Source organism: Rhizobium laguerreae, from assembly GCF_019778565.1.
GTDB lineage: Bacteria > Pseudomonadota > Alphaproteobacteria > Rhizobiales > Rhizobiaceae > Rhizobium > Rhizobium laguerreae.
In genome coordinates this window covers 20928-38693 of the sequence record NZ_JAAXQT010000003.1, presented here as the reverse complement: position 1 = coordinate 38693, position 17766 = coordinate 20928, and the positions used below count along the sequence as shown (strand labels likewise).

General features: G+C 60.3%; 20 protein-coding genes and 1 pseudogene. 7 read left to right on the top strand and 14 right to left on the bottom strand.

From position 1 onward, the window contains the following. Nucleotides 1-26: 26 nt before the first annotated feature. The gene (locus tag HFO71_RS10630) at nt 27-902 is read right to left on the bottom strand and encodes a LysR substrate-binding domain-containing protein (protein WP_168335661.1); all 876 of its coding nucleotides are present in this window, start codon (nt 900-902) and stop codon (nt 27-29) included. Between the two features lie 73 nt (nt 903-975). On the opposite strand from HFO71_RS10630, the gene HFO71_RS10625 reads away from it, so the two are divergent. Both HFO71_RS10625 and HFO71_RS36420 read left to right on the top strand, forming a co-directional pair. After that, nucleotides 976-1611, top strand: coding sequence for a permease (locus HFO71_RS10625; protein ID WP_204347583.1), 636 nt, complete (start codon nt 976-978; stop codon nt 1609-1611). After that, nucleotides 1587-1805: a YjiS-like domain-containing protein gene (locus tag HFO71_RS36420; protein WP_077975741.1), complete on the top strand. Its 219-nt coding sequence runs from the start codon at nt 1587-1589 to the stop codon at nt 1803-1805. The genes HFO71_RS10625 and HFO71_RS36420 overlap by 25 nt, the downstream gene beginning before the upstream one ends. 42 nt (nt 1806-1847) lie before the next feature. Here HFO71_RS36420 and HFO71_RS10615 read toward each other — a convergent pair whose 3' ends face one another. From HFO71_RS10615 to HFO71_RS10600, 4 genes are all read right to left on the bottom strand, one after another. Beyond that, entirely contained in the window at nt 1848-2459 is a 612-nt protein-coding gene (locus tag HFO71_RS10615; RefSeq protein ID WP_168335662.1) for an ATP-dependent Clp protease proteolytic subunit, read from the bottom strand. A 46-nt stretch (nt 2460-2505) separates the two neighbouring features. Further along, entirely contained in the window at nt 2506-2865 is a 360-nt protein-coding gene (locus HFO71_RS10610) for an SRPBCC family protein (protein WP_077975739.1), read from the bottom strand. Then, nucleotides 2862-3176 carry an ArsR/SmtB family transcription factor gene (locus tag HFO71_RS10605; RefSeq protein WP_003546150.1) on the bottom strand — a complete coding sequence of 105 codons (315 nt, stop codon included), beginning with the start codon at nt 3174-3176 and terminating at the stop codon, nt 2862-2864. Before HFO71_RS10605 ends, HFO71_RS10610 begins: the two co-directional genes overlap by 4 nt. A 135-nt stretch (nt 3177-3311) precedes the next feature. Further along, nucleotides 3312-3923 (bottom strand): TetR/AcrR family transcriptional regulator, encoded by a 612-nt coding sequence (locus HFO71_RS10600; RefSeq protein ID WP_168335663.1) that lies wholly within the window; start codon nt 3921-3923, stop codon nt 3312-3314. Between the two features lie 137 nt (nt 3924-4060). Here HFO71_RS10600 and HFO71_RS10595 point away from each other — a divergent pair, with 137 nt between their 5' ends. The 3 genes and pseudogenes from HFO71_RS10595 to HFO71_RS10585 all read left to right on the top strand — a co-directional run bounded on the left by HFO71_RS10595 (nt 4061) and on the right by HFO71_RS10585 (nt 5718). Next, the gene (locus HFO71_RS10595) at nt 4061-4450 is read left to right on the top strand and encodes a RidA family protein (RefSeq protein WP_077975738.1); all 390 of its coding nucleotides are present in this window, start codon (nt 4061-4063) and stop codon (nt 4448-4450) included. 336 nt (nt 4451-4786) lie between these two features. Next, a pseudogene (locus tag HFO71_RS10590) lies at nt 4787-5102 on the top strand (PepSY domain-containing protein). A 16-nt stretch (nt 5103-5118) separates the two neighbouring features. Beyond that, nucleotides 5119-5718 carry a general stress protein gene (locus HFO71_RS10585; protein WP_168335664.1) on the top strand — a complete coding sequence of 200 codons (600 nt, stop codon included), beginning with the start codon at nt 5119-5121 and terminating at the stop codon, nt 5716-5718. A gap of 116 nt (nt 5719-5834) precedes the next feature. Here the strand turns inward: HFO71_RS10585 and HFO71_RS10580 are convergent, their stop codons facing one another. From HFO71_RS10580 to HFO71_RS10545, 8 genes are all read right to left on the bottom strand, one after another. After that, nucleotides 5835-6698 carry a ferritin-like domain-containing protein gene (locus HFO71_RS10580; RefSeq protein WP_168335665.1) on the bottom strand — a complete coding sequence of 288 codons (864 nt, stop codon included), beginning with the start codon at nt 6696-6698 and terminating at the stop codon, nt 5835-5837. Between the two features lie 157 nt (nt 6699-6855). Continuing rightward, the gene (locus HFO71_RS10575; RefSeq protein WP_131666436.1) at nt 6856-7572 is read right to left on the bottom strand and encodes an RNA polymerase sigma factor; all 717 of its coding nucleotides are present in this window, start codon (nt 7570-7572) and stop codon (nt 6856-6858) included. Between the two features lie 371 nt (nt 7573-7943). Next, complete coding sequence (locus HFO71_RS10570) at nt 7944-8405, bottom strand: DUF2231 domain-containing protein (protein WP_077975735.1); 462 nt, start codon at nt 8403-8405, stop codon at nt 7944-7946. A 234-nt stretch (nt 8406-8639) separates the two neighbouring features. Beyond that, nucleotides 8640-9434: a Crp/Fnr family transcriptional regulator gene (locus HFO71_RS10565; RefSeq protein ID WP_221988051.1), complete on the bottom strand. Its 795-nt coding sequence runs from the start codon at nt 9432-9434 to the stop codon at nt 8640-8642. Between the two features lie 115 nt (nt 9435-9549). Further along, complete coding sequence (locus tag HFO71_RS10560; protein ID WP_221988048.1) at nt 9550-9786, bottom strand: DUF6894 family protein; 237 nt, start codon at nt 9784-9786, stop codon at nt 9550-9552. 594 nt (nt 9787-10380) lie between these two features. Then, nucleotides 10381-12585, bottom strand: coding sequence for an amylo-alpha-1,6-glucosidase (locus HFO71_RS10555; RefSeq protein ID WP_221988046.1), 2205 nt, complete (start codon nt 12583-12585; stop codon nt 10381-10383). Between the two features lie 17 nt (nt 12586-12602). Next, nucleotides 12603-13697, bottom strand: a complete 1095-nt coding sequence (locus tag HFO71_RS10550) for a glycosyltransferase family 4 protein (RefSeq protein WP_077975732.1) — start codon at nt 13695-13697, stop codon at nt 12603-12605. A 209-nt stretch (nt 13698-13906) separates the two neighbouring features. Then, complete coding sequence (locus HFO71_RS10545) at nt 13907-14203, bottom strand: DUF982 domain-containing protein (protein ID WP_077975731.1); 297 nt, start codon at nt 14201-14203, stop codon at nt 13907-13909. A gap of 304 nt (nt 14204-14507) precedes the next feature. Between HFO71_RS10545 and HFO71_RS10540 the strand changes: the two genes are divergently transcribed. Together HFO71_RS10540 and HFO71_RS10535 are read left to right on the top strand one after the other, a co-directional pair. Then, complete coding sequence (locus tag HFO71_RS10540) at nt 14508-15185, top strand: winged helix-turn-helix domain-containing protein (protein WP_077976261.1); 678 nt, start codon at nt 14508-14510, stop codon at nt 15183-15185. 44 nt (nt 15186-15229) lie between these two features. Continuing rightward, nucleotides 15230-16660, top strand: coding sequence for a sensor histidine kinase (locus HFO71_RS10535; protein ID WP_077975730.1), 1431 nt, complete (start codon nt 15230-15232; stop codon nt 16658-16660). Here the strand turns inward: HFO71_RS10535 and HFO71_RS10530 are convergent. After that, on the bottom strand, nt 16608-17429 hold the full coding sequence (locus tag HFO71_RS10530) for a glycosyltransferase family 25 protein (protein WP_077976260.1): 822 nt from the start codon (nt 17427-17429) through the stop codon (nt 16608-16610). The genes HFO71_RS10535 and HFO71_RS10530 overlap by 53 nt on opposite strands. Nucleotides 17430-17766 lie beyond the last annotated feature (337 nt).

Below are 17766 nucleotides of genomic sequence, written 5' to 3'. Positions count from 1 at the left end.
TCGGCTCCCTGTTAGGGTTAGGCAGTTTATTCGAGCGATCGAACTGTCTTCGACACGATCGCGGCTAGGGTGTCTGCAAGGCCAGTTGGCGCGGTGTTTGATCGCGTGAGGACGAGCGCAGTTTCCCCGAGCTGCGGAAGGATGGCATCCGAAAGTCGCCGGACTCGATCGGTGAACGCACCTTGCGGCAGGACGCCGACAGCGATCCCGGCCGAGATGGCGGCTCGAACACCGGCGACACTTTCGCTCGTGCAGACGATTTCATAATCCACTCCTGCTTTTTGCAGCAGATCGAGACAGCGTTCCCGCCACCAGCACGCCCGATCGAACAGGGCCACGGGCAGCGGACGACGATGCTCAATCTCGTGAAATGCCGACCCGGCCCAAATGGCGGCTTCTCGGTGAACGACGATATCGCGGGCGCCGACATTCTCAGGGGTATGCAGCGCTATATCGAGATCGCCCGCCGCGAGAGCGGCAGGAAACTCCACGCTCGTGCCGCACCGCACGAGGATGCGAGCGCTGGGTTGCTCTAGCGAAAATCCGGACAAGATCGAAGGGAGCAAGGTATCGCTGTATTCTTCGGGTATGCCGAGGCGGATTTCGCTCTTGTCGTCTGGTCCCCGCATAGCGATGACGACCTGATCGAGTGCTTCAACGACCTGACGCGCGATCGGCAGCAATTGTTCGCCGCGTGCCGTGAGGGAAACACCGCGTCCATGCCGATCGAACAATTGCTGCGCCACAATTTCTTCGAGCTTCTGCACCTGAAGGCTCACAGCGGATTGCGTGCGGAGCAGACGCGCCGCGCCGCCGCTGACGCTGCCGGCCTTGGCGACCGCCAGGAAGCTACGCAGCAGGTCGCTGTCGAGCTGCGGAACTGAGGTATCGCCTTGGCTCATATCTAGTATTTAAACTATTCGCTTTATCAATGGAAGAGCCCGCCATAAACTGCCCCTCAACAGGATGGTGGTCATGAACATTGCGCTTCCGAATCTACAAAAGCCAATCATGTGGGCAACGGCCGTTATCGTCACGGCCGCCGCGGCGATCTCTTGGCCGGTGAAAGCCCAGGAAACTCTGCAGTTCGTGCTGGAGAGCTTCGTTGACGTAGCGCCGACGATTGCGATCGGGCTTGTTCTGTCGGCGTGGGTTGCAGCGAGCGGAGCCGGGGCCGTCACGGCAAAGTGGTTCCAGGGGCGGCCTGCCTCAACGATCGTGATCGCCTCCGCGATCGGCTCCGTAACGCCAGTTTGCGGCGTGACCGTACTTCCGCTGATGACGGGGTTTCTGACGGCGGGCGTGCCGCTTGCGCCCATCATGGCGTTCTGGCTTTCCTCGCCCGTCACTGATCCTGCAATGTTTGCCGCCACATGGGCCGTTCTCGGCCCTGCTTTCGCCATCGGAAAGATGGTCGCGGTCTTGGCGCTCGGGATAATCGCGGGAACAGGGACGGCGGCGCTGTCGAGTACAAGCATGGTGCAGCGCCCGCTGCGCGCATCACGGATCGCGGCGGGCGGCGAGTGCGGCACTTGCGCGTCGGCTGGCTTCTCGTTTGGTTCGCTGGCGATCGGATACGCGTTCGGATGGACTTGGGCGTTGCTGCCATGAAAGGCGGCCGGATTGGAACTACTTTGGCGGCGTTCTGGCGCACGCTTTGCGCACGCTACCACTCACAAAGAAATCGACCGCTGTCCCGGCTCGACGATCATCTGCTTAGTGATCTCGGGATAACCCGCGAGCAGGCGGGTGAACTCGACCGCCGTCACGCGCATCAAACGAAATCGAGCGACAAATCCGTTTAGTATGGTGCTCTTGTCGCGAAAATCCGGGAGTTTCGCGACAGGCTATAGGCTGTCCGTGTCTTCCCGAACCTTTAGAATACGGTCGATAAGACCCCATTCCAATGCTTCTTCCGCCGTCATGAAGCGGTCGCGATCCATCCCGCGTTCAAAGTCTTCATAAGAGCGCCCGCAATGCTCCGCATAGAGCCGCGTCATACGCTGCTTGGTCTTCAGAATTTCTTCGGCATGAATCAGCATGTCGGAAGCCTGCCCCTGGAAGCCACCGGATGGCTGGTGAATGAGGATACTGGCATTGGGCAAAGCAGCTCTTCCGCCGGCCTCGCCTGCCATCAGCAGGAACGATCCCATGGAACGGGCTGTGCCCATGCAAAGCGTATGAACCGGCGCGCGGATAAAGCGCATGGTGTCGTACATGGCGAAGCCGCTGGTCACGGCGCCGCCCGGAGAATTGATGTAAAGATTGATCGGCTTGTTTGGATTCTCGGCCTCGAGGAACAGCAACTGCGCGCAGACCACAGCGGAAACGGTATCGTTCACCTCGCCGTTGAGGAAGATGATGCGTTCGCGCAGAAGGCGGGAGTAAATGTCAAAAGACCGCTCCCCTCTGCTGGATTGTTCTATGACCATAGGGACGAGTTGCATCGCTTCGCGCATCGGCGAACTCCAATCTTCCAGAATTTAAAGGGGAGAGCTTGCCGCGTCAGGCGGCGAGCATGAGGAGCGGACTGTTGCTGTTTGCGGCCGTTTCCGCCATCCGGTCAAGCCTCGCGTCGGTGAGCTCGTGGATGATGCGCAGGCGGGTGCCGCCGGTCGCGTTCGGGACGATCGTGAACGTCACCGTGCTTTCAAGGAAAGGTGGGGCATCGTCGCGCAGGCTATAACGGACTTCCTCGCCAGGAGTGATCGTGGCCGGGGTGGGATCGGCTAAAGCGTCTTTCGGCAACCAGTTTTCCCGAAATTCCGGAATGCTGATTGCCCGCCAGACCTTTTGCGGCGGTTCATCCAGATCGAATTCCAGTTCGATGCCGCCTTTCTGCTCCTTGGCCTTTCCATCCTTCATTGATCCATATCCTTCAGCAAGACCTTGAGAGCTTCGATGCGGGCAGGCCAGTAGGCGCGATATTTCGCCAACCATTGTGCGATGAGAGCCAGCCCCTCCGGATCGACTTCGTAATTCACGAACCGCCCCTGCCGTTCTTCCCTCACGAGCTTTGCGCTCCGCAAAACCGAGAGGTGTTGCGACATTGCCGGCTGGCTGATCTCCATGCCCTCGCGCAGGGCACTGGCATTCATGCCGCCCGCCGCCAGCTTCTCGAAGATCGCCCGGCGGGTTGGGTCGGCCAAGGCTCGGAAAATGTCGTTCTCGATCATGCCTACACATAAGCACACACTTATGCGATTCGCAAGTCCGCAAAACTCTGTCGCATAAGTTGGGGTTTCGCGGCGGATCTTTGCGACGCCGTTACTGCGGTGAACGTCCCTTCGCTCGACTTGGCCCTTGGTCGATCACAAAGGCTGCACCAGCAGACCTGCCGCCAAGGCATGAAAAGCCTCGACCGCCTTTGGCATCACGCTCTGCGGATCTTCGCTGGCGGCGATCCAGAGGGCGGCATTGAGAGCCGCGCCACTCAGCAATCGGGCGGCCGCCTCTGCATCGAGCGGCTTGAGGATGCCTTGGGCGATCAGGCGCTCCACCGTGCTCTTGGTCACCTGCAGGCAATTGTTCTGGCTCGGCCACTGCGAGGGATCGCCCAGCACCGCAGGTCCGTCGAGCAGGACAATGCGCTGGACTTCCGGATTGAGCGCCATCTCGATATAGGCCGCACCCTCGGCAAGCAGGCCCTGCCAATCATTGCCTGCGCGCGCCCCGATCTCCTGAGCGCGCACCGCCATCTCCGTGTCGATCTGATCGACAACCGCCGCCAGCAGTCCGCGCTTGTCTCCGAAATTGTGGTAAAGCGCGCCCCGTGTCAGACCGACGTCGGCCGTCAATTCGTCCATCGATGCTGCCGAATAGCCCTTTTCCGCAAAGGTCTTGCGCGCCGCCGCGATCAGCTTGACGCGGTTTTCCTGCATCGTTTCGCTGCGTTTCCTAACCATCCGATTCCTCAATTTCATATACGAAGCGTATATGGACTTGACATACGATGCGTATCTCATACATTCCACATACGAACCGTATATCAAATGGGGCGCGAGATGTGAAGCGATACGTCGCGCTCAACGGTCGTTGTCAACAATGAAGAGAGATCAGAATGACAAAACGCGAAGCAATCTTTCCGGCCGACAGGCACGCTCTTTACGAGAAGCACGGATACTCCGCCGCGATCCGATCCGGTGATCTGCTGTTTGTGTCCGGACAGGTCGGCAGCCGTTCGGACGGGACTCCCGAACCCGATTTCGAAAGCCAGGTGCGGCTCGCCTTTGAAAACCTGAAGGCGACGCTGAGTGCCGCCGGCGCAACGCTGGATGACATCGTCGACGTCACCAGCTTCCACACCGACCCCGAAAGCCAGTTCGGAACGATCATGGCGGTCAAGCAGGAGATGTTCAGCAAGCCACCCTACCCGAACTGGACGGCCATCGGCGTCAACTGGCTCGCCGGCTTCGACTTCGAGATCAAGGTCATCGCCCGTATTCCGTGAAGTCACTGACATTGCCGGGGCCGCATCCGTCACCGCACGACCTGCCGGCAGGAGAGCGGCCCCGCGCTGCCCCTCTTGGATATGACAAAACACAACTCTAGGAGTTATAGGATGGGCCTACACCGAGGCCCTTCCTCAAGGCGCCCGTGGGATCGTCGGTTACCCAACACCGTTACTTTCTGCTTACATTGCCCCGGCGCCGCAGAGAATAACCCGCAGCGCGCCACTTTCCCATATATTTAGAAAAATCAACTACATAATCTCGCGGAACAAAGATCTCTCCTGCGTGTTCTGACCGCATGGATCTCATCTGATCCGGAAATGGAAGAAACGCATATGAAGAAGATCGTCTTCGCGGCGGCAATTCTGGGCGCGTCTGCCATTGCAGCCTTTGCCCATACCACACCGGCTCCATCCAAGGATGGAAATACACCTGCGGTTGCAACCCCGGACACCAAAAATCCGACCGCGCCCGTTGAGGGCGCCAACAGCTTTACCGAAACTCAGGCTAAGGATCGCATTGCGGAAGCGGGTTACACCGACGTCAAGGATCTCAAGCTCGACGACAAGGGATCTGGATGGCCTCGGCATGAAGGACGGGAAAGCCGTCTCCGTTGCTCTCGATTATCAGGGCAACATCGTCGCCAAGTAACCCAAGGAGAAGCATGATGAGAACTGTAACCGGACTTTTCGACGACCACTCGGACGCTCGCTCCGCCGTCACCAAATTGGAAGCGGCAGGCTTTCCCTCAAACGACATCAGTATCGTCTCCAACAAGGCTGGCCGCGTCCATCGCGACTCTGACGTTGGCAAGGATGCCGCGACCGGCGCCGTCATCGGCGCTGCCGTCGGTGGCGCCGGCGGCCTGCTCACCGGACTGGGTCTGATGGCCATTCCCGGTGTCGGGCCGGTGGTTGCCGAAGGCTGGCTGGCCGTGACTGCGGCCGGGGCTGTCGCCGGCGCCGTCACCGGCGGTGCGGTTGGTGGCCTGATCGGCGCCCTCACCGACTCCGGCGTTTCGGAAGACGATGCCCACCTCTATGCCGAAGGTGTCCGCCGCGGCGGCAGCCTGGTCACGGCCAAGGTCGACGACGCCCGCGCCTCCGAGGCGGAGGCTATTCTTCGGGGTTCGAACTGGGTCGACCCGGTCGAACGTCGGCGTGCCTATAACGAACAGGGCTGGACCCGCTTCGACGACACGCTCGATCCATACGCCCCCGAGCAGATCGCACAGGAGCGCGACCGGTATCCGCGGACAGGCATTTAATCGAGTTCAACCGTCCTTGCACGTCGCAAGGAGGGTTGAAGCGTTGATCTCACGCAGAGCGGCGGATACCAATCCGCTCAGTTTCCGCTGGCCAATCGTCACGCGTCGCAAGTGGCTCAGGTGGACTTGAGCGTGCCGTTCATCCCTTCCGGATAAAAGCCGCCCTTGCTCACTCCGTCCTTGTCGGTGAGGTAGACGATCCGGAGCACCTCCTGCGGCGTTCTGGTGAACGCGATCGCATCGGGCGTCGAGGGAACGATGTTGGCTTTTCCGTCCCCCTGGATCCCCTGGTCCTTATCGTCTGATCCGTCGATTTTGTCTCGGGCATCGGAGACCGCGTTGGCGGCCTTCCAGGCTTCCTCTCCCTTTCGGTATAGCGTCGATCGCGCCATTCCCATGTGATAGGCCTCGACCGCCAGGATGCCTGCGGCAGCGGCGAGGAAGTCCTTGTTTTTCAGAACTGTCGTCGCACCGGCATAGGCGGTGACGCCGACATCCTCGAACACCATCCCGCCGAGAACGAAGTTCGTCTCGTTGCCGAAGGGGTCGAAGTCCGGCCCGAGGCCCGCTGCTTCCGCGACGGCTTTGAAGCCCGCATCGAAATCGATGGCCGGCCTGTCAACCGCGTTGGTTCCAAGCGTCTTGCGGTAGAAGCGGACGTGCGCGAGTTCGTTTTCCGCGACTTCCTGCATGAATTTGCCGATGGCGGGCGTCTCGAACGAGACTTGCTTTCCACCAACGACGTCGCCGGATTTCGAACCGGCGTCGGCTGCGTCGATGCCCATTCCGGTGGTGCCGCGGAGGTAGTATTCAGCCTCCATATATTCGAGGTTGAGCGCAAAGCGGAAAATGTCCTCGTCCGATATGTCCTGTGCCGATACCGGCAAAGGCCGCGCAATTCCGCTGAGTGCCGCTCCGACTCCGAGTACGATAAGTCCCTGAAGCGACTGACGCCGGGATAGGTCAAGTGGGGCCTGCATGGCGATCTCCTATGTTTGTTGATTCAGCACCGCTGTCAGCACCGCGGCACCGAATGCGTTTGCCTGACGATTAGATGATCCAGGCCGCCAAAATATTCCCGTGTCCCACTACAAAGGTCCTGCGAAGGAGCTGCCGTAATCTCGGCGTGGACGGCGTCTAGAGTTCAGTCGCCGCGTTCAACAGATGCGTATCCTCTCGAACCAAACGAATTGCGAGCCGATCGAGGACTGATTGCGCGAGGCGGTCACAACGAGCGCCAGCGAAGAGAAACGTATCCGTGAACACGGTGGCGAGCTGGTCCCGCAGCGCCTCGCGGAGCAGCCGGCGTGCGCGATAAAGACGGGTGCTCACTGTCTGAGGTCGCAATGCCAAAAGAAAAGCCGTTTCCTCAATGCTCATTTCCTCGACGTCCCGCATGACAAAGACGATGCGAAAGGGCTCCGGCAAGTCACCGACGGCTCGCTCCAGCAGGCCGCGGATTTCAGCGAGAGCGGCCGCCTCTTCGGGATCAGGCTTGTGTGCGCTGAACGGAGCGACCATGCCTTCGATGGCTTTCGCGTCTACGGTGGGTCGCCTTTTCCGGCGGCGTCCCAGCGCCTCGTTCAGCGCGATCCGGGTGAGCCAGGTCGACAGCCGCGCCTCCGCGCGGAATTCGGCCAGATGGGTGAAGGCGTGGATATAGGTCTCCTGAAGTACGTCCTCCGCCTCGATGTCGTCATTCAGGACGGCGCGGGCGACCCTGTGAAGCCGCAGATTGTGACGCTTGATGATTAGCCAGAATGCGGCGGGGTCAAGCTGTCGCGCGTGTTCAACCAGCCCCGCGTCGTCAAGGTCCTCGATCCTCACTGCCTCGGTGGATCCGCTCGGCTTCATCGTAGGCGCTCCAGATGCATCAGCTTACTATGAGATAAGCGTTTTCCGGCTTTTCGATCTGCGGCTAGGTGGAGACTTGGGACTCTACCGGACCAGAGGTCTGCTGACCAAGTAAATCGGACTTGTTGCGGAGCAGTTCTATCTTCCGGTTCTGGCGCAACTGAAACTTCCAGCGTGGTCGCCGGCGATGCATGCTTTCAGGAAGCGGCAAAGATAATCTCTACGGCCGGCATGAGGGTGCAAAGCAGCCTTATCCTTCGATAACCAAAAAGGTCCGCAGCCCAGGCCTCGAGCCTGGGATTCACGCGCCGCCGATGGAGGGCAGCATGGATCCTCCGGTCGACGGAGTTTGCGGAAATTTGCCGCCTTCCTCACCGCGCCGAATTGCTCGTCTCTTCGCTGACGCCGACCCGGTGGCGATACACCATTTCCCAGCCTTTCCAGCCGTTGAACAACAGCAGCGCAACGGCGATCAAAGACAGCGCCAGGCCGGTCGGCACGATGAAATCAGGGCCCTGTACGACCCGCCGCCAAAGGCTGACGGCCTCGATCAGAACGAGGACGATGTTGCCGATCATGTGGAGCCAGGCAGCCCGCAAGCTGCGGATGCGGCTATCGCCGAAGAAATCGGTCAATCCGGCGAGTGCTGCCAGGGCTGCCATGACGAGGCCGGCCGTCAGCATCCAGTTCGACGCCGCCGGCCAGAACGGGTCGTCGGATTGGCTGTGGAGGATATCGGTGACGAGCGTTCCGACAAAGAAAGCGACCGGGAACGGGATCAACATCGGATGGATCGGATGGCCGGCAATGTTCAACGTGCTTTTCGGGTTCATGTGCTCGCTCCGACGTGCTCGGCTTATGTGCTGTGAAAACAAGCAGCGGCATGTTCGGTTCCCGGTGCGTCGGGGACGAAGACAATTTCGAGCTGTTGGGAAGCAGGTTTGCGAAGGCTTCAGGTTTTCCAGGGCTTATCTGACAACAACTTTGAGATCACGGCTGAGCGTGATCGTCACGGCTGAGCGTGATCGTGATCACGGCTGAGCGTGACGTCCTTCTGCTTGATCATGTCAATCCCGGAGGCAGCTTCCGGGCTCCCGCGCGACGATGGCATGCTCTCTGCCTGGGCGCTCGACGAGGAAAACCACCTCAGGTTCCGGCCCCTCGATCAGCCGCTCGTATTCCTGCTCGGGTACGCCATAGCAGCCGCCGGCGATCTCGATCAGCTTGTTGCGGTCCGTGATGCGGACGTTGCCGCGTGTCGATTTGATGGCGTGCATGCCTTCGAGAATGTGCAGTTCATCGGTGACGCCCGCCCGCCTGACGCCCAGCATCAGCGCCAGGAATTCGTGGGTCAGTGGCAGATCATTGCCGTCTATGCGGTCGTGACACATGAGCAGCCAGCGGGCCAGCCGCTGATGCGTGTTGAACTTTGCCGCAGCCAGCGCGCTGTGGGCAAGCTGCAGCTCGCAGGTATGCACATAGCGCAGCAGCAATTGCCGCACGCAGGGGTGCTCGAGGATCGGAAGAAAATCCTCGGTGGCCACCTGAAGCCCGAAGCCCGCCACCTGCATGAAGGTCTTGTTCGGCGTTCGGTCGACACCGAGGACGACAGGGTAGCCGGCGATGCCCTCGCGTCCGATGTGGCGGATTTCAACGCTTTTGCCGTCAGCGCTTTCCGCAACCATCGAGGCGAGGCCGCTTTCAAGAAAACAGACATGCTCGATCGGCTTGCGCGGTCGCACAAGCGAATGTTTCACAGGAAGTTCGATAGGATCGAGGAACGGCGCGAGAAGCTGGAAGGCATCCTCCGGAAATTGCCGCAACAACCTGTTTCTCACCTGCCTCTGCAGCAATTCTGTCATGACGTCGCACCACCCATTCAATGGTCAACGCGACGCTATGTCTTTCGTTCGAGTGCCCCACGCTCTGTACGGTTTTGACAATTCCAACGACCGGTCAGGCGTTTGCGCGAGGGTGCTAATCCAGGCGGATAGCGGACCGGAAGGGAACGGTTGCGACCAACGAGCCGTCTTCCGTCATAATCTCGAAAGTGTCTCCGTTTGCCCGCCTGCCCATGCGGATTCTTTCCGCGACGATATCGCGGGCGGCAGCGGTTGCTTCCTCGAACGCCAGCTCGGGTGTGGCTAGGTCTATGCCTTCCGGATCTTCCTCGAAGACATCGTTCCTGCGGACGTGGAAAAAATACTTTGGCAAGCTGTATTCCTCCATCAATAAAAGGACCCCTAACTTCGCGCAAGACCAGTTGTTCCCGCGATTCTCGCAGCAACGGGGCTGGCCATGGCGTGTACGGGAGCGGGTCGCACAAAAGGGACGGAAGCGTGGAACGATCGAATTTTGAACAGAAGGCCGCGCAGAGCGTTACCGAAGGCGTTAGGTGGAGGAAACACACAAAAACCTTGCCTCTGCGCGGCTAAACCCTGGGAAGGGGTGGATCGCAAGAGTGTAGGGGCGGCCGAGGCTCGCAGACTGGGTCTCTTTCTCCCGCGAATCGACTTCCAAACCGCGCGCGCGATAGCAGTTCCAGTACCATTCCTGACAAACCATCGGCGGTGCGGTGGTGCCACAGGTGTTTATTCAACTACAAATTTCCTTCTTTCATTTTGCTCCAAAACATAAATTGACTCTGATTTCGAGTGATATTCCGTATCATGCTATTGGGCCGTTCAGCGATCATTGCTTGCCCCAAGCATTGCGTCTCCTGTACGTTGGGCGGCCCCTGACGATTGCTAATGCGATCAGTCATACCAATCATTCCGCTGCTTCGGACTCCACGCCCGTGCAGGGCCTCTAAGCGGTCGTGAGAACGCGTACATCTCCCTTGCGCCCTACGACGTCTACGACGACCTGTCGGCCGGACCGGCGAATGGTGACGTCAGCCGAACCGGAGCCAACCATAAGATGCCGCAAAGTGATCTCATCCAGGAATGCCGGCAGGCGCGGCTGGTTAAAGCTGATCTGCGAGGCGTTCGGGTCGAAATCCAGACCGAGGCACGATTGCAGTAACGACAAAGGCGCTGACGCGGCCCAGGCCTGCGGAGAGCACGCCACGGGATAGAAGGTCGGTCCATGCGACCGCCGTTGGGAAAAACCGCAGAACAGCTCGGGAAGTCCGCGTAATTCGATATAGGTCGAGGCTGCGAACAGGCCTTCAAAGATTTGCGCTGCCGCTGCCTTGAAGCCGTAGCGCGCAAGCCCCATGGCGATCAGACTATTGTCGTGCGGCCAGATCGAGCCGTTGTGGTAGCTCATCGGGTTGTAGCGCGCCTCGGTGGCGGGAATGGTGCGAATGCCCCAGCCGCAGAAGGACGAGGCGTTCATCAAGGTGTGCGCCACTTGTTCAGCTCTTGCGGGGTAGGCAATGCCGGTCATGAGAGCGTGGCCGGCATTCGAAGAGCGAACACGACAGGCTCGCTTGTCTCCGTCCAGCGCCAGCACGAACGTACCGAGTTCCTCGTCGAAGAAACGGACGTCGAAAGCACGCCGCAGCCCTTCTGCCTTCGCCAGCAATTTCGCCGCGCGCTCGGGCCGGTCGAGTTGGCGGAATATCTCCGCGCCCGCTTGCCACGCGCCATAGACATAGGCCTGTACCTCGGCAATCGCGATCGGTCCCCTGGCGAGTGTCCCGTCCTCATGAAAGACCGAATCGTGGCTGTCCTTCCAGGCCTGGTTGATCAGGCCCTCCACGGTCTGGCGCCCGTATTCGACGAAGCCGTCACCGTCGCGGTCGCCATATTCGTCGATCCAGGTCAGCGCCGCCTCGATATGCGGCAGAAGCTGATGAAGCGTCGCCGTGTCGCCGGTGCGGTCCAGGTAGCTCCCCGCAAGCATGACAAACAGCGGGGTCGAATCGACGCTGCCGTAGTAACGGCGGAACGGAACTTCCCCCAGCTCGGCCATTTCACCGAAGCGAACCTCATGGAGGATCTTGCCGGGTTCGGCATCCGAAGCGGGATTGATATCGGTCGCCTGGTTGGCGGCGAGATGGCGAAGCACCCCCTTTGCGATGGCGGGATCCAGCCAGAGCGTCTGCAGCGCGGTGATGATCGCGTCGCGGCCGAACACCGTGCTGAACCACGGCGTACCGGCATAGGGGTACGGCCCTTCAGGCGTGTCTGTTATCAACATGTAAAGGTCGGACACGCTTCGCCGCGCAAGCTGGTTGAAGATCTGATTGGAACTTGAAACCGAAGCCGCCCTTGCCATCGACGATCGCAATGCCCGTCGAGCATCGCGCATGGCCAGGAAAAAGCCGTTGACGCGGCGATCCTTGTCCGAACGGTCGCAGTCGATCTCGATGAAGATCGAGCGGCTGCCGCGCGCGCTCAAGTGGAGGTCGTAAACCGCCAGATTCGGTGCGAGTTCATCGGGAGCCGTATCGAACGAGACCCGGGTTGTCCGTGTTTTTTCATCGAGGCCGATATAGGAAAGAAGGACGCTTCCATCTTCGATGACGGCCGGCAGGCTACGGCCTCTTTTTGCCCGCACGGTGCCGCGCACTTCGAAGAGGTCAGCAAAGTCCGAAAAGAATTGGAGCTTCATCCGCAGGTGATGATCGCGGTCGTCATAGTTCTTCACTGCCAGGCGCTCATAACAACGCCCCGCCCATAGAAAGCGTGTCCGTCGAATATGGATGAGATCATGCTCGAGGCGCAGCTTTCCATCTTTGCCAAGGAAGTCCGGGTTCGTCAGATCGCAGGTGAGCGTGGCGTTGTCGTCGCGCATTGTCGACGACAGGAGCATCGGACGCCGATCCTCGAGCGTCAGGTAGAGATGCGAAAGATATCGCGTGTCGCGGTGAAAAAGCCCGTCGGGACTTCCTGGTCCGGAAAGAGCATCGCCATTGTGATCGAAGACCGCGAATGTATCGCCGTGCTTTAATGTACGTGGTTGCCGCTCCTGCAGCGACGCGGCAGCGGGAATGAAGAATTGCGCAATCGGCGCCACTTGCTTCGTTGCTGCGCGATTTGAGTTGCCGCCTGCAGATGTCGTCACATGTCGCCTCCGTTTTTTTACGCCACAACCTGGTCAATGGATATCGGGCGGTTCGCGCGCCGGCGCTGCGGGGCTTTTGCGCGCAATCCATGCAGCTGGCCGTAGACCGCAAGATAGTCTCTTGCCATGCGTCCCGCAGTAAAGCGTCTCTCGAAGTTCGCCCGCACCTTGCGCCGATCAAGCTGCAGTGCCCATTCGATGTTCTCGACAGCTTCGGCAACGGTATCGACCAAAATTCCCGAGATGCCGTCGTCGATCACCTCCGGGACCGAGCCGCTGCGGAAGGCAAGAACCGGTGTGCCGCAGGCCATCGCCTCGATCATCACAAGCCCGAAGGGCTCAGGCCAGTCGATCGGGAAAAGCAACGCGCCGGCATTGCCCAGGAAGCCCGCCTTCTGGCGATCGTTGATCTCGCCGATGAACTCAACATTCGGATGGCTCATCACCATCGGCCGAATTACCGTTTCCCAATAATGTTTGTCGACGTTGTCGATCTTGGCTGCGATCCTCAGCGGCATGCCGACCTTGGCCGCGATTTCAATCGCCCGGTCAGGTCGCTTTTCCGGAGCGATCCGTCCGAGGAACGCGAGGTAACCGCCCGCCGGCTTTTCCGTGAAAGGTAGGAGGCTAGCGGGAAGGCCGTGATAGACTGTCCCCAACCAGTTGACCGGCGGCATCGGGTGGCGCTGGTCATTGGAGATCGATACCAGGGGAATATCTGGAAACGCCTTGTAGAAAGGCCAGAGATCGGGCAGGTCGAGCCGCCCATGCAGCGTCGTGACGGTGCGGTCGGCAAAATATCGGGTCAGCGGGAAATGCAGAAGATCGACGTGGAAATGCAGGACATCGAATTCGTGCGCGCGCCTGCGGATTTCCTCAAGCATCAGGATCTGATGCGGCAGGTGGTCCTTGATGGCGGGATTTAGCCTCAGGGCAGTGTTCGAGCACGGCACGAGGCGGGCATCTGTAACGGAATCGCCGCTGGCAAACAGCGTCACATCGTGGCCTTGGGCCACCAGTTCTTCGGTAAGGTACGAAACAATCCGCTCGGTTCCCCCGTATAATTTCGGCGGAACACTTTCTGCAAGCGGGGCAATCTGAGCGATCTTCATCGGCAAAATCTCCTCAGGTGAGCAGAGAGTCGACCGCAAAAATCGGAGCCGCATACTTCAAGGCATGCGGCAGTTGAATCCTAGCTTTTGCAACGGCTGCTGTTTCCTGCGCGCTCCTTTCCAGTAAGACTTCCTCGTCCAATCAAGATTGAACTTTGCCGAACTCAGCGAGCGTGTTTTGGTTCCGGCTGCGGCGATCACCTTCGGTACTAGATACCTGAGACATTTCGATCGCTGACCCGCCGCAGGTGCAGGGGCACGTCTTCTATGTCGGCGAGCTTGCCATGCTTTTTGAGAAAGCGACTGAAATTCGCTGCGACGACCGACGCGGGTAGTTGCCGATTGGCTGCTTTCCGGCAGGCGTCCAACATCACCTCATAGGTGACATCGCGTTTCTCCTGTGGCCATTCGTCGAGAAAATCAAAGACATCGTCAAGCCCGGTGATCTCCTGCACGAAGTACTTCCGTTGCGCGTAAATCGGGTGTTCAAAAGTATCGAGTGCCATCGTTTACCTCCTTCCATGGCGTGAGTGCCGCTGATTTAGGCAACGGAATTCTGCTCTTCAAGATCGCGGATTGGCTGAAATCATCGCCGGGATGGCTTGACGCCAGGATGCATGTCCTCGTGCGTGATCATCCGGAGCGGGTGACGGACTGCCCGGTGAATAGCTTCTTCGAATCGATCGGGCGTAGATGGTTTGGAAAGCCAGATTGCCGCTCCCCACCCGTCACCTTACCAATCCGTAAGTTGTCGCCAAGCCTTCCTCTCGGCTAGATCTCGCCCCAGGCATGGCGGGAATGATCGGGCTGATGCGAATCCTGCTTATCGAGGACGATACCAAGACGTCCGATTATATTGCCAAGGGCTTTTCCGAGGCCGGGCATGTCTGCGACGTGGTCGGAGATGGCCGCGATGGGCTGTTTCAGGCGCAGCGCGAGGCCTATGACGTCATCGTCGTCGATCGCATGCTGCCGGGTCTCGATGGCCTGGCGATCGTACGTTCACTTCGGGCTGCCAAGATCGGCACATCGGCGCTGTTCCTGACCTCGATCGGCGGCGTCGACGATCGGGTCGAGGGGCTGGAGGCTGGCGGCGACGACTATCTCGTCAAGCCCTTTGCCTTTTCCGAACTCATGGCCCGCGTCAATGCGCTTGGCCGGCGCCCGCCGGTGCAGGAGCAGCGGACGGTGCTGAAGGTTGCCGATCTCGAGCTCGATCTGATCCGGCGGGAGGCCCGCCGCGCCGGCCAGGTGATCGAGCTGCAGCCGCGCGAATTCACCCTGCTCGAGGTGCTGATGCGCGGCGAAGGCCGGGTCATCACCAAGACGATGCTGCTGGAGCGGGTCTGGGATTTCCACTTCGATCCGAAGACCAGCGTCGTCGAGACCCATATCAGCCGGCTGAGAGCCAAGGTCGACAAGCCGTTCCAGGTCCAGCTTCTGCATACGGTCCGCAACACCGGATACAGCCTGCATGCGCCTCGCTAGAACAGGAAAATCTCAAATCCTGTTCGCAATTTAAGAGTAAGAGCATGATGTCGTCCGAAAACCGCGCACATTTTTCGGCATCATGCTCGAGCCTGCGCAGGAGCACGCCGTTCCGGCTTGCCGTGACCTTCGGCGTGCTCTTCGTCGTCACCTTCATCCTGAGCGGCGCGATCATCTACCACATGCTGCGCCTCGGCCTTGAGCGGGATCTCGAACAGTCGCTGAACGAGATGAATTCGCTCATCGTCTCGACCTACAATCCCGGTGACACCGAGGATCTGATCAACACACTGAACAATTATGCGAGCTTCCAGTCGACCTCCGATGGGCTCTATTCGCTGACGGATGCAGGCGGGCGCAAACTCGCCGGCAATTTCGCCGCACCCCGCATCCCGAACGGCATCTATACCGTCACCTCCAGGGATGTCGGGCTGAAGGGGCATGAACGCTACCGGATGCAGGTCTCGACCATCGGTCCCTACAGCCTGGTGGTGGCGGAAAATTTCAACGATGTCGACGAGATGCTGCGGATCGTGCTGGTCAGCTTCGAATGGGCCGCCGCGATCGTCGTCGCGACCGCGATCGGCGGCGGCGTCTTTCTCGCCGTTCGCGCCCAGGCGCGGCTGGACAGGGTCGCCCTCACCATGAACGACGTCTCCCACGGCGCGCTCGACGCCCGCATTGCCATCACCGGCAACGGCGACGATCTCGATACGGTGGCGATCCAGATCAACGCGGCGCTGGAGCGGCTGCAGAGATTGGTCGAGAGCATGCGGCAGGTGAGCGCCGATATCGCCCACGATCTGAAGACGCCTCTGAACAGGCTGCGCCTGACGCTGGATGCAGCGGTAGCCGGAAACGACCAGCAGGCGGATGTTTCGGCGCTGCTTGACGAAGCAAGGCACGAGAGCGACCGGATCAACGCCACCTTCGAGGCGCTGCTGCGCATTTCCCAGATCGAGGCCGGCGCGCGCAAGGAGCGTTTTCAGGCCATCGATATCGACGCCGTGCTTGCGGTGATTTCCGAGGTCTATGGCGATGTCGCCGAAGACGCGCTGATGGCGCTTGATATCGCGGAGCGCTGTCCCGCGCTCATCCGGGGCGACCGTGATCTGCTGACGCAGATGATCGCCAACCTGGTGGAAAACGCGATCAACCACTGCCCGGCCGGAACCGGCATCACCATTTCGCTGCGCTGCCAGGGCGGCCGCGCCATCATTGCGGTCGCCGATAGCGGCCCCGGCATTCCCGCCGATGAAAGGGACAAGGTCTTCCGGCGTCTCTACCGGCTCGACAAGAGCCGCGCGACGCCCGGAAGCGGCCTCGGGCTCAGCCTCGTCAAGGCGATCGCCGACCTGCATTCGGCTGAGATCACCATGGCCGACAATCATCCCGGCCTCATCGTTTCGATCGCCTTCCCTCTCACTTCGGCAGTTGGTCCCAACCTCCCATCCGCCATGCCGCGAGCCGGCTGAAGCGGGCGGCAAAGCGGCGCAGCTCGGCGGCAGTGCGATATGGCAGCACGCTCCACGGCCGGCGGCGGCCCAGCCGGTAGGTCGAAAGCGCTGCCTGAATCTGCGAGCAGGGATCGACCCTTTGGCTGACCGGCAGCGGATCGACGAAGCAGGCGCTCAGACCATCATCGAACTCCAGATCGAAGGCGAGATCATAAGGCAGGCGCATGGGGACAAGCACGCCGGCAATCCAGCCCGCCGCCTTGCGGTTGATGAGATAGGCGCCGGACCCCTTCTCGCGGGTGAGCGCAATGGCGAGCGAGCGCGACGCGGTCAGCGGCTCCACCTTGTGCTTTCGCCCGGAATTGACGGTCGACAGGCGCAGGATGTCCCAGCGCGCACCGTGATCGAGGGCGGCATCGAGCAGCTCGGCCAGATCGTCATCGAAATCGAGATCGTCTTCCAGAATGAGCGCGAACTCGGCATGGCTGGCGAGGAACCGCTTGGCGCATTCGACGTGGCTTAGATAACAGCCGATCTCGAAAGGGTTCGGCCGCCGGCCGTGGCGGCTGAGATAGGCAGCTTCGTCAAAGCCCGGATGCGGCAGGCTCAGCCCTGCCCCATCGACCGCCGCCACCCGCTCGAAGGCAAGGCCGAAGCTTGCCAGCAGGCGCTCCATTCGAAACCTGCGCAATGGCGCACGGTCGAGATTGATCAGGTAGGTGTTCACCCGCAGGCTGACCGGATGAAGGGCCGGCATAAGGGCGGCAGGTGCGGCGCGCATGTTCATGAAAGAGCTGACCTTCGACTTGGCAATGATGGCGCCAAGCCTGCGCTCCAAACCTCACGGGGACCTCGCCCGAACTATACATTTTGGTAAAGTGCAGCGGTCGAACGGCCAGCGCGGCAATCTTACGGATTGGTATGTTCCCGGCAAAGTGCGCGTAACAATTTCGCGCTACCAGCGTCGTGCGGCATGCAGTGGACGCCTCCCTTCCCGCGATCGAAACGACAACCCCGCGCCTTCGATGACGACAGCGCCCCACTGCGTGCCGCGCCGGATGATCCCTGGCAACGGCGTCCTGGGGATCCGGCTCTAAGATGGCCCCAACCTCCGTCATTCCAGG

Excerpts from the sequence above, each read along its gene's own strand:
- HFO71_RS10630 (WP_168335661.1), bottom strand. The coding sequence starts at position 902 with ATGAGCCAAGGCGATACCTCAGTTCCGCAGCTCGACAGCGACCTGCTG.
- HFO71_RS10625 (WP_204347583.1), top strand. The coding sequence starts at position 976 with ATGAACATTGCGCTTCCGAATCTACAAAAGCCAATCATGTGGGCAACG.
- HFO71_RS36420 (WP_077975741.1), top strand. The coding sequence starts at position 1,587 with ATGGACTTGGGCGTTGCTGCCATGAAAGGCGGCCGGATTGGAACTACT.
- HFO71_RS10615 (WP_168335662.1), bottom strand. The coding sequence starts at position 2,459 with ATGCGCGAAGCGATGCAACTCGTCCCTATGGTCATAGAACAATCCAGC.
- HFO71_RS10610 (WP_077975739.1), bottom strand. The coding sequence starts at position 2,865 with ATGAAGGATGGAAAGGCCAAGGAGCAGAAAGGCGGCATCGAACTGGAA.
- HFO71_RS10605 (WP_003546150.1), bottom strand. The coding sequence starts at position 3,176 with ATGATCGAGAACGACATTTTCCGAGCCTTGGCCGACCCAACCCGCCGG.
- HFO71_RS10600 (WP_168335663.1), bottom strand. The coding sequence starts at position 3,923 with ATGAAATTGAGGAATCGGATGGTTAGGAAACGCAGCGAAACGATGCAG.
- HFO71_RS10595 (WP_077975738.1), top strand. The coding sequence starts at position 4,061 with ATGACAAAACGCGAAGCAATCTTTCCGGCCGACAGGCACGCTCTTTAC.
- HFO71_RS10585 (WP_168335664.1), top strand. The coding sequence starts at position 5,119 with ATGAGAACTGTAACCGGACTTTTCGACGACCACTCGGACGCTCGCTCC.
- HFO71_RS10580 (WP_168335665.1), bottom strand. The coding sequence starts at position 6,698 with ATGCAGGCCCCACTTGACCTATCCCGGCGTCAGTCGCTTCAGGGACTT.
- HFO71_RS10575 (WP_131666436.1), bottom strand. The coding sequence starts at position 7,572 with ATGAAGCCGAGCGGATCCACCGAGGCAGTGAGGATCGAGGACCTTGAC.
- HFO71_RS10570 (WP_077975735.1), bottom strand. The coding sequence starts at position 8,405 with ATGAACCCGAAAAGCACGTTGAACATTGCCGGCCATCCGATCCATCCG.
- HFO71_RS10565 (WP_221988051.1), bottom strand. The coding sequence starts at position 9,434 with ATGACAGAATTGCTGCAGAGGCAGGTGAGAAACAGGTTGTTGCGGCAA.
- HFO71_RS10550 (WP_077975732.1), bottom strand. The coding sequence starts at position 13,697 with ATGAAGATCGCTCAGATTGCCCCGCTTGCAGAAAGTGTTCCGCCGAAA.
- HFO71_RS10545 (WP_077975731.1), bottom strand. The coding sequence starts at position 14,203 with ATGGCACTCGATACTTTTGAACACCCGATTTACGCGCAACGGAAGTAC.
- HFO71_RS10540 (WP_077976261.1), top strand. The coding sequence starts at position 14,508 with ATGCGAATCCTGCTTATCGAGGACGATACCAAGACGTCCGATTATATT.
- HFO71_RS10535 (WP_077975730.1), top strand. The coding sequence starts at position 15,230 with ATGATGTCGTCCGAAAACCGCGCACATTTTTCGGCATCATGCTCGAGC.
- HFO71_RS10530 (WP_077976260.1), bottom strand. The coding sequence starts at position 17,429 with ATGAACATGCGCGCCGCACCTGCCGCCCTTATGCCGGCCCTTCATCCG.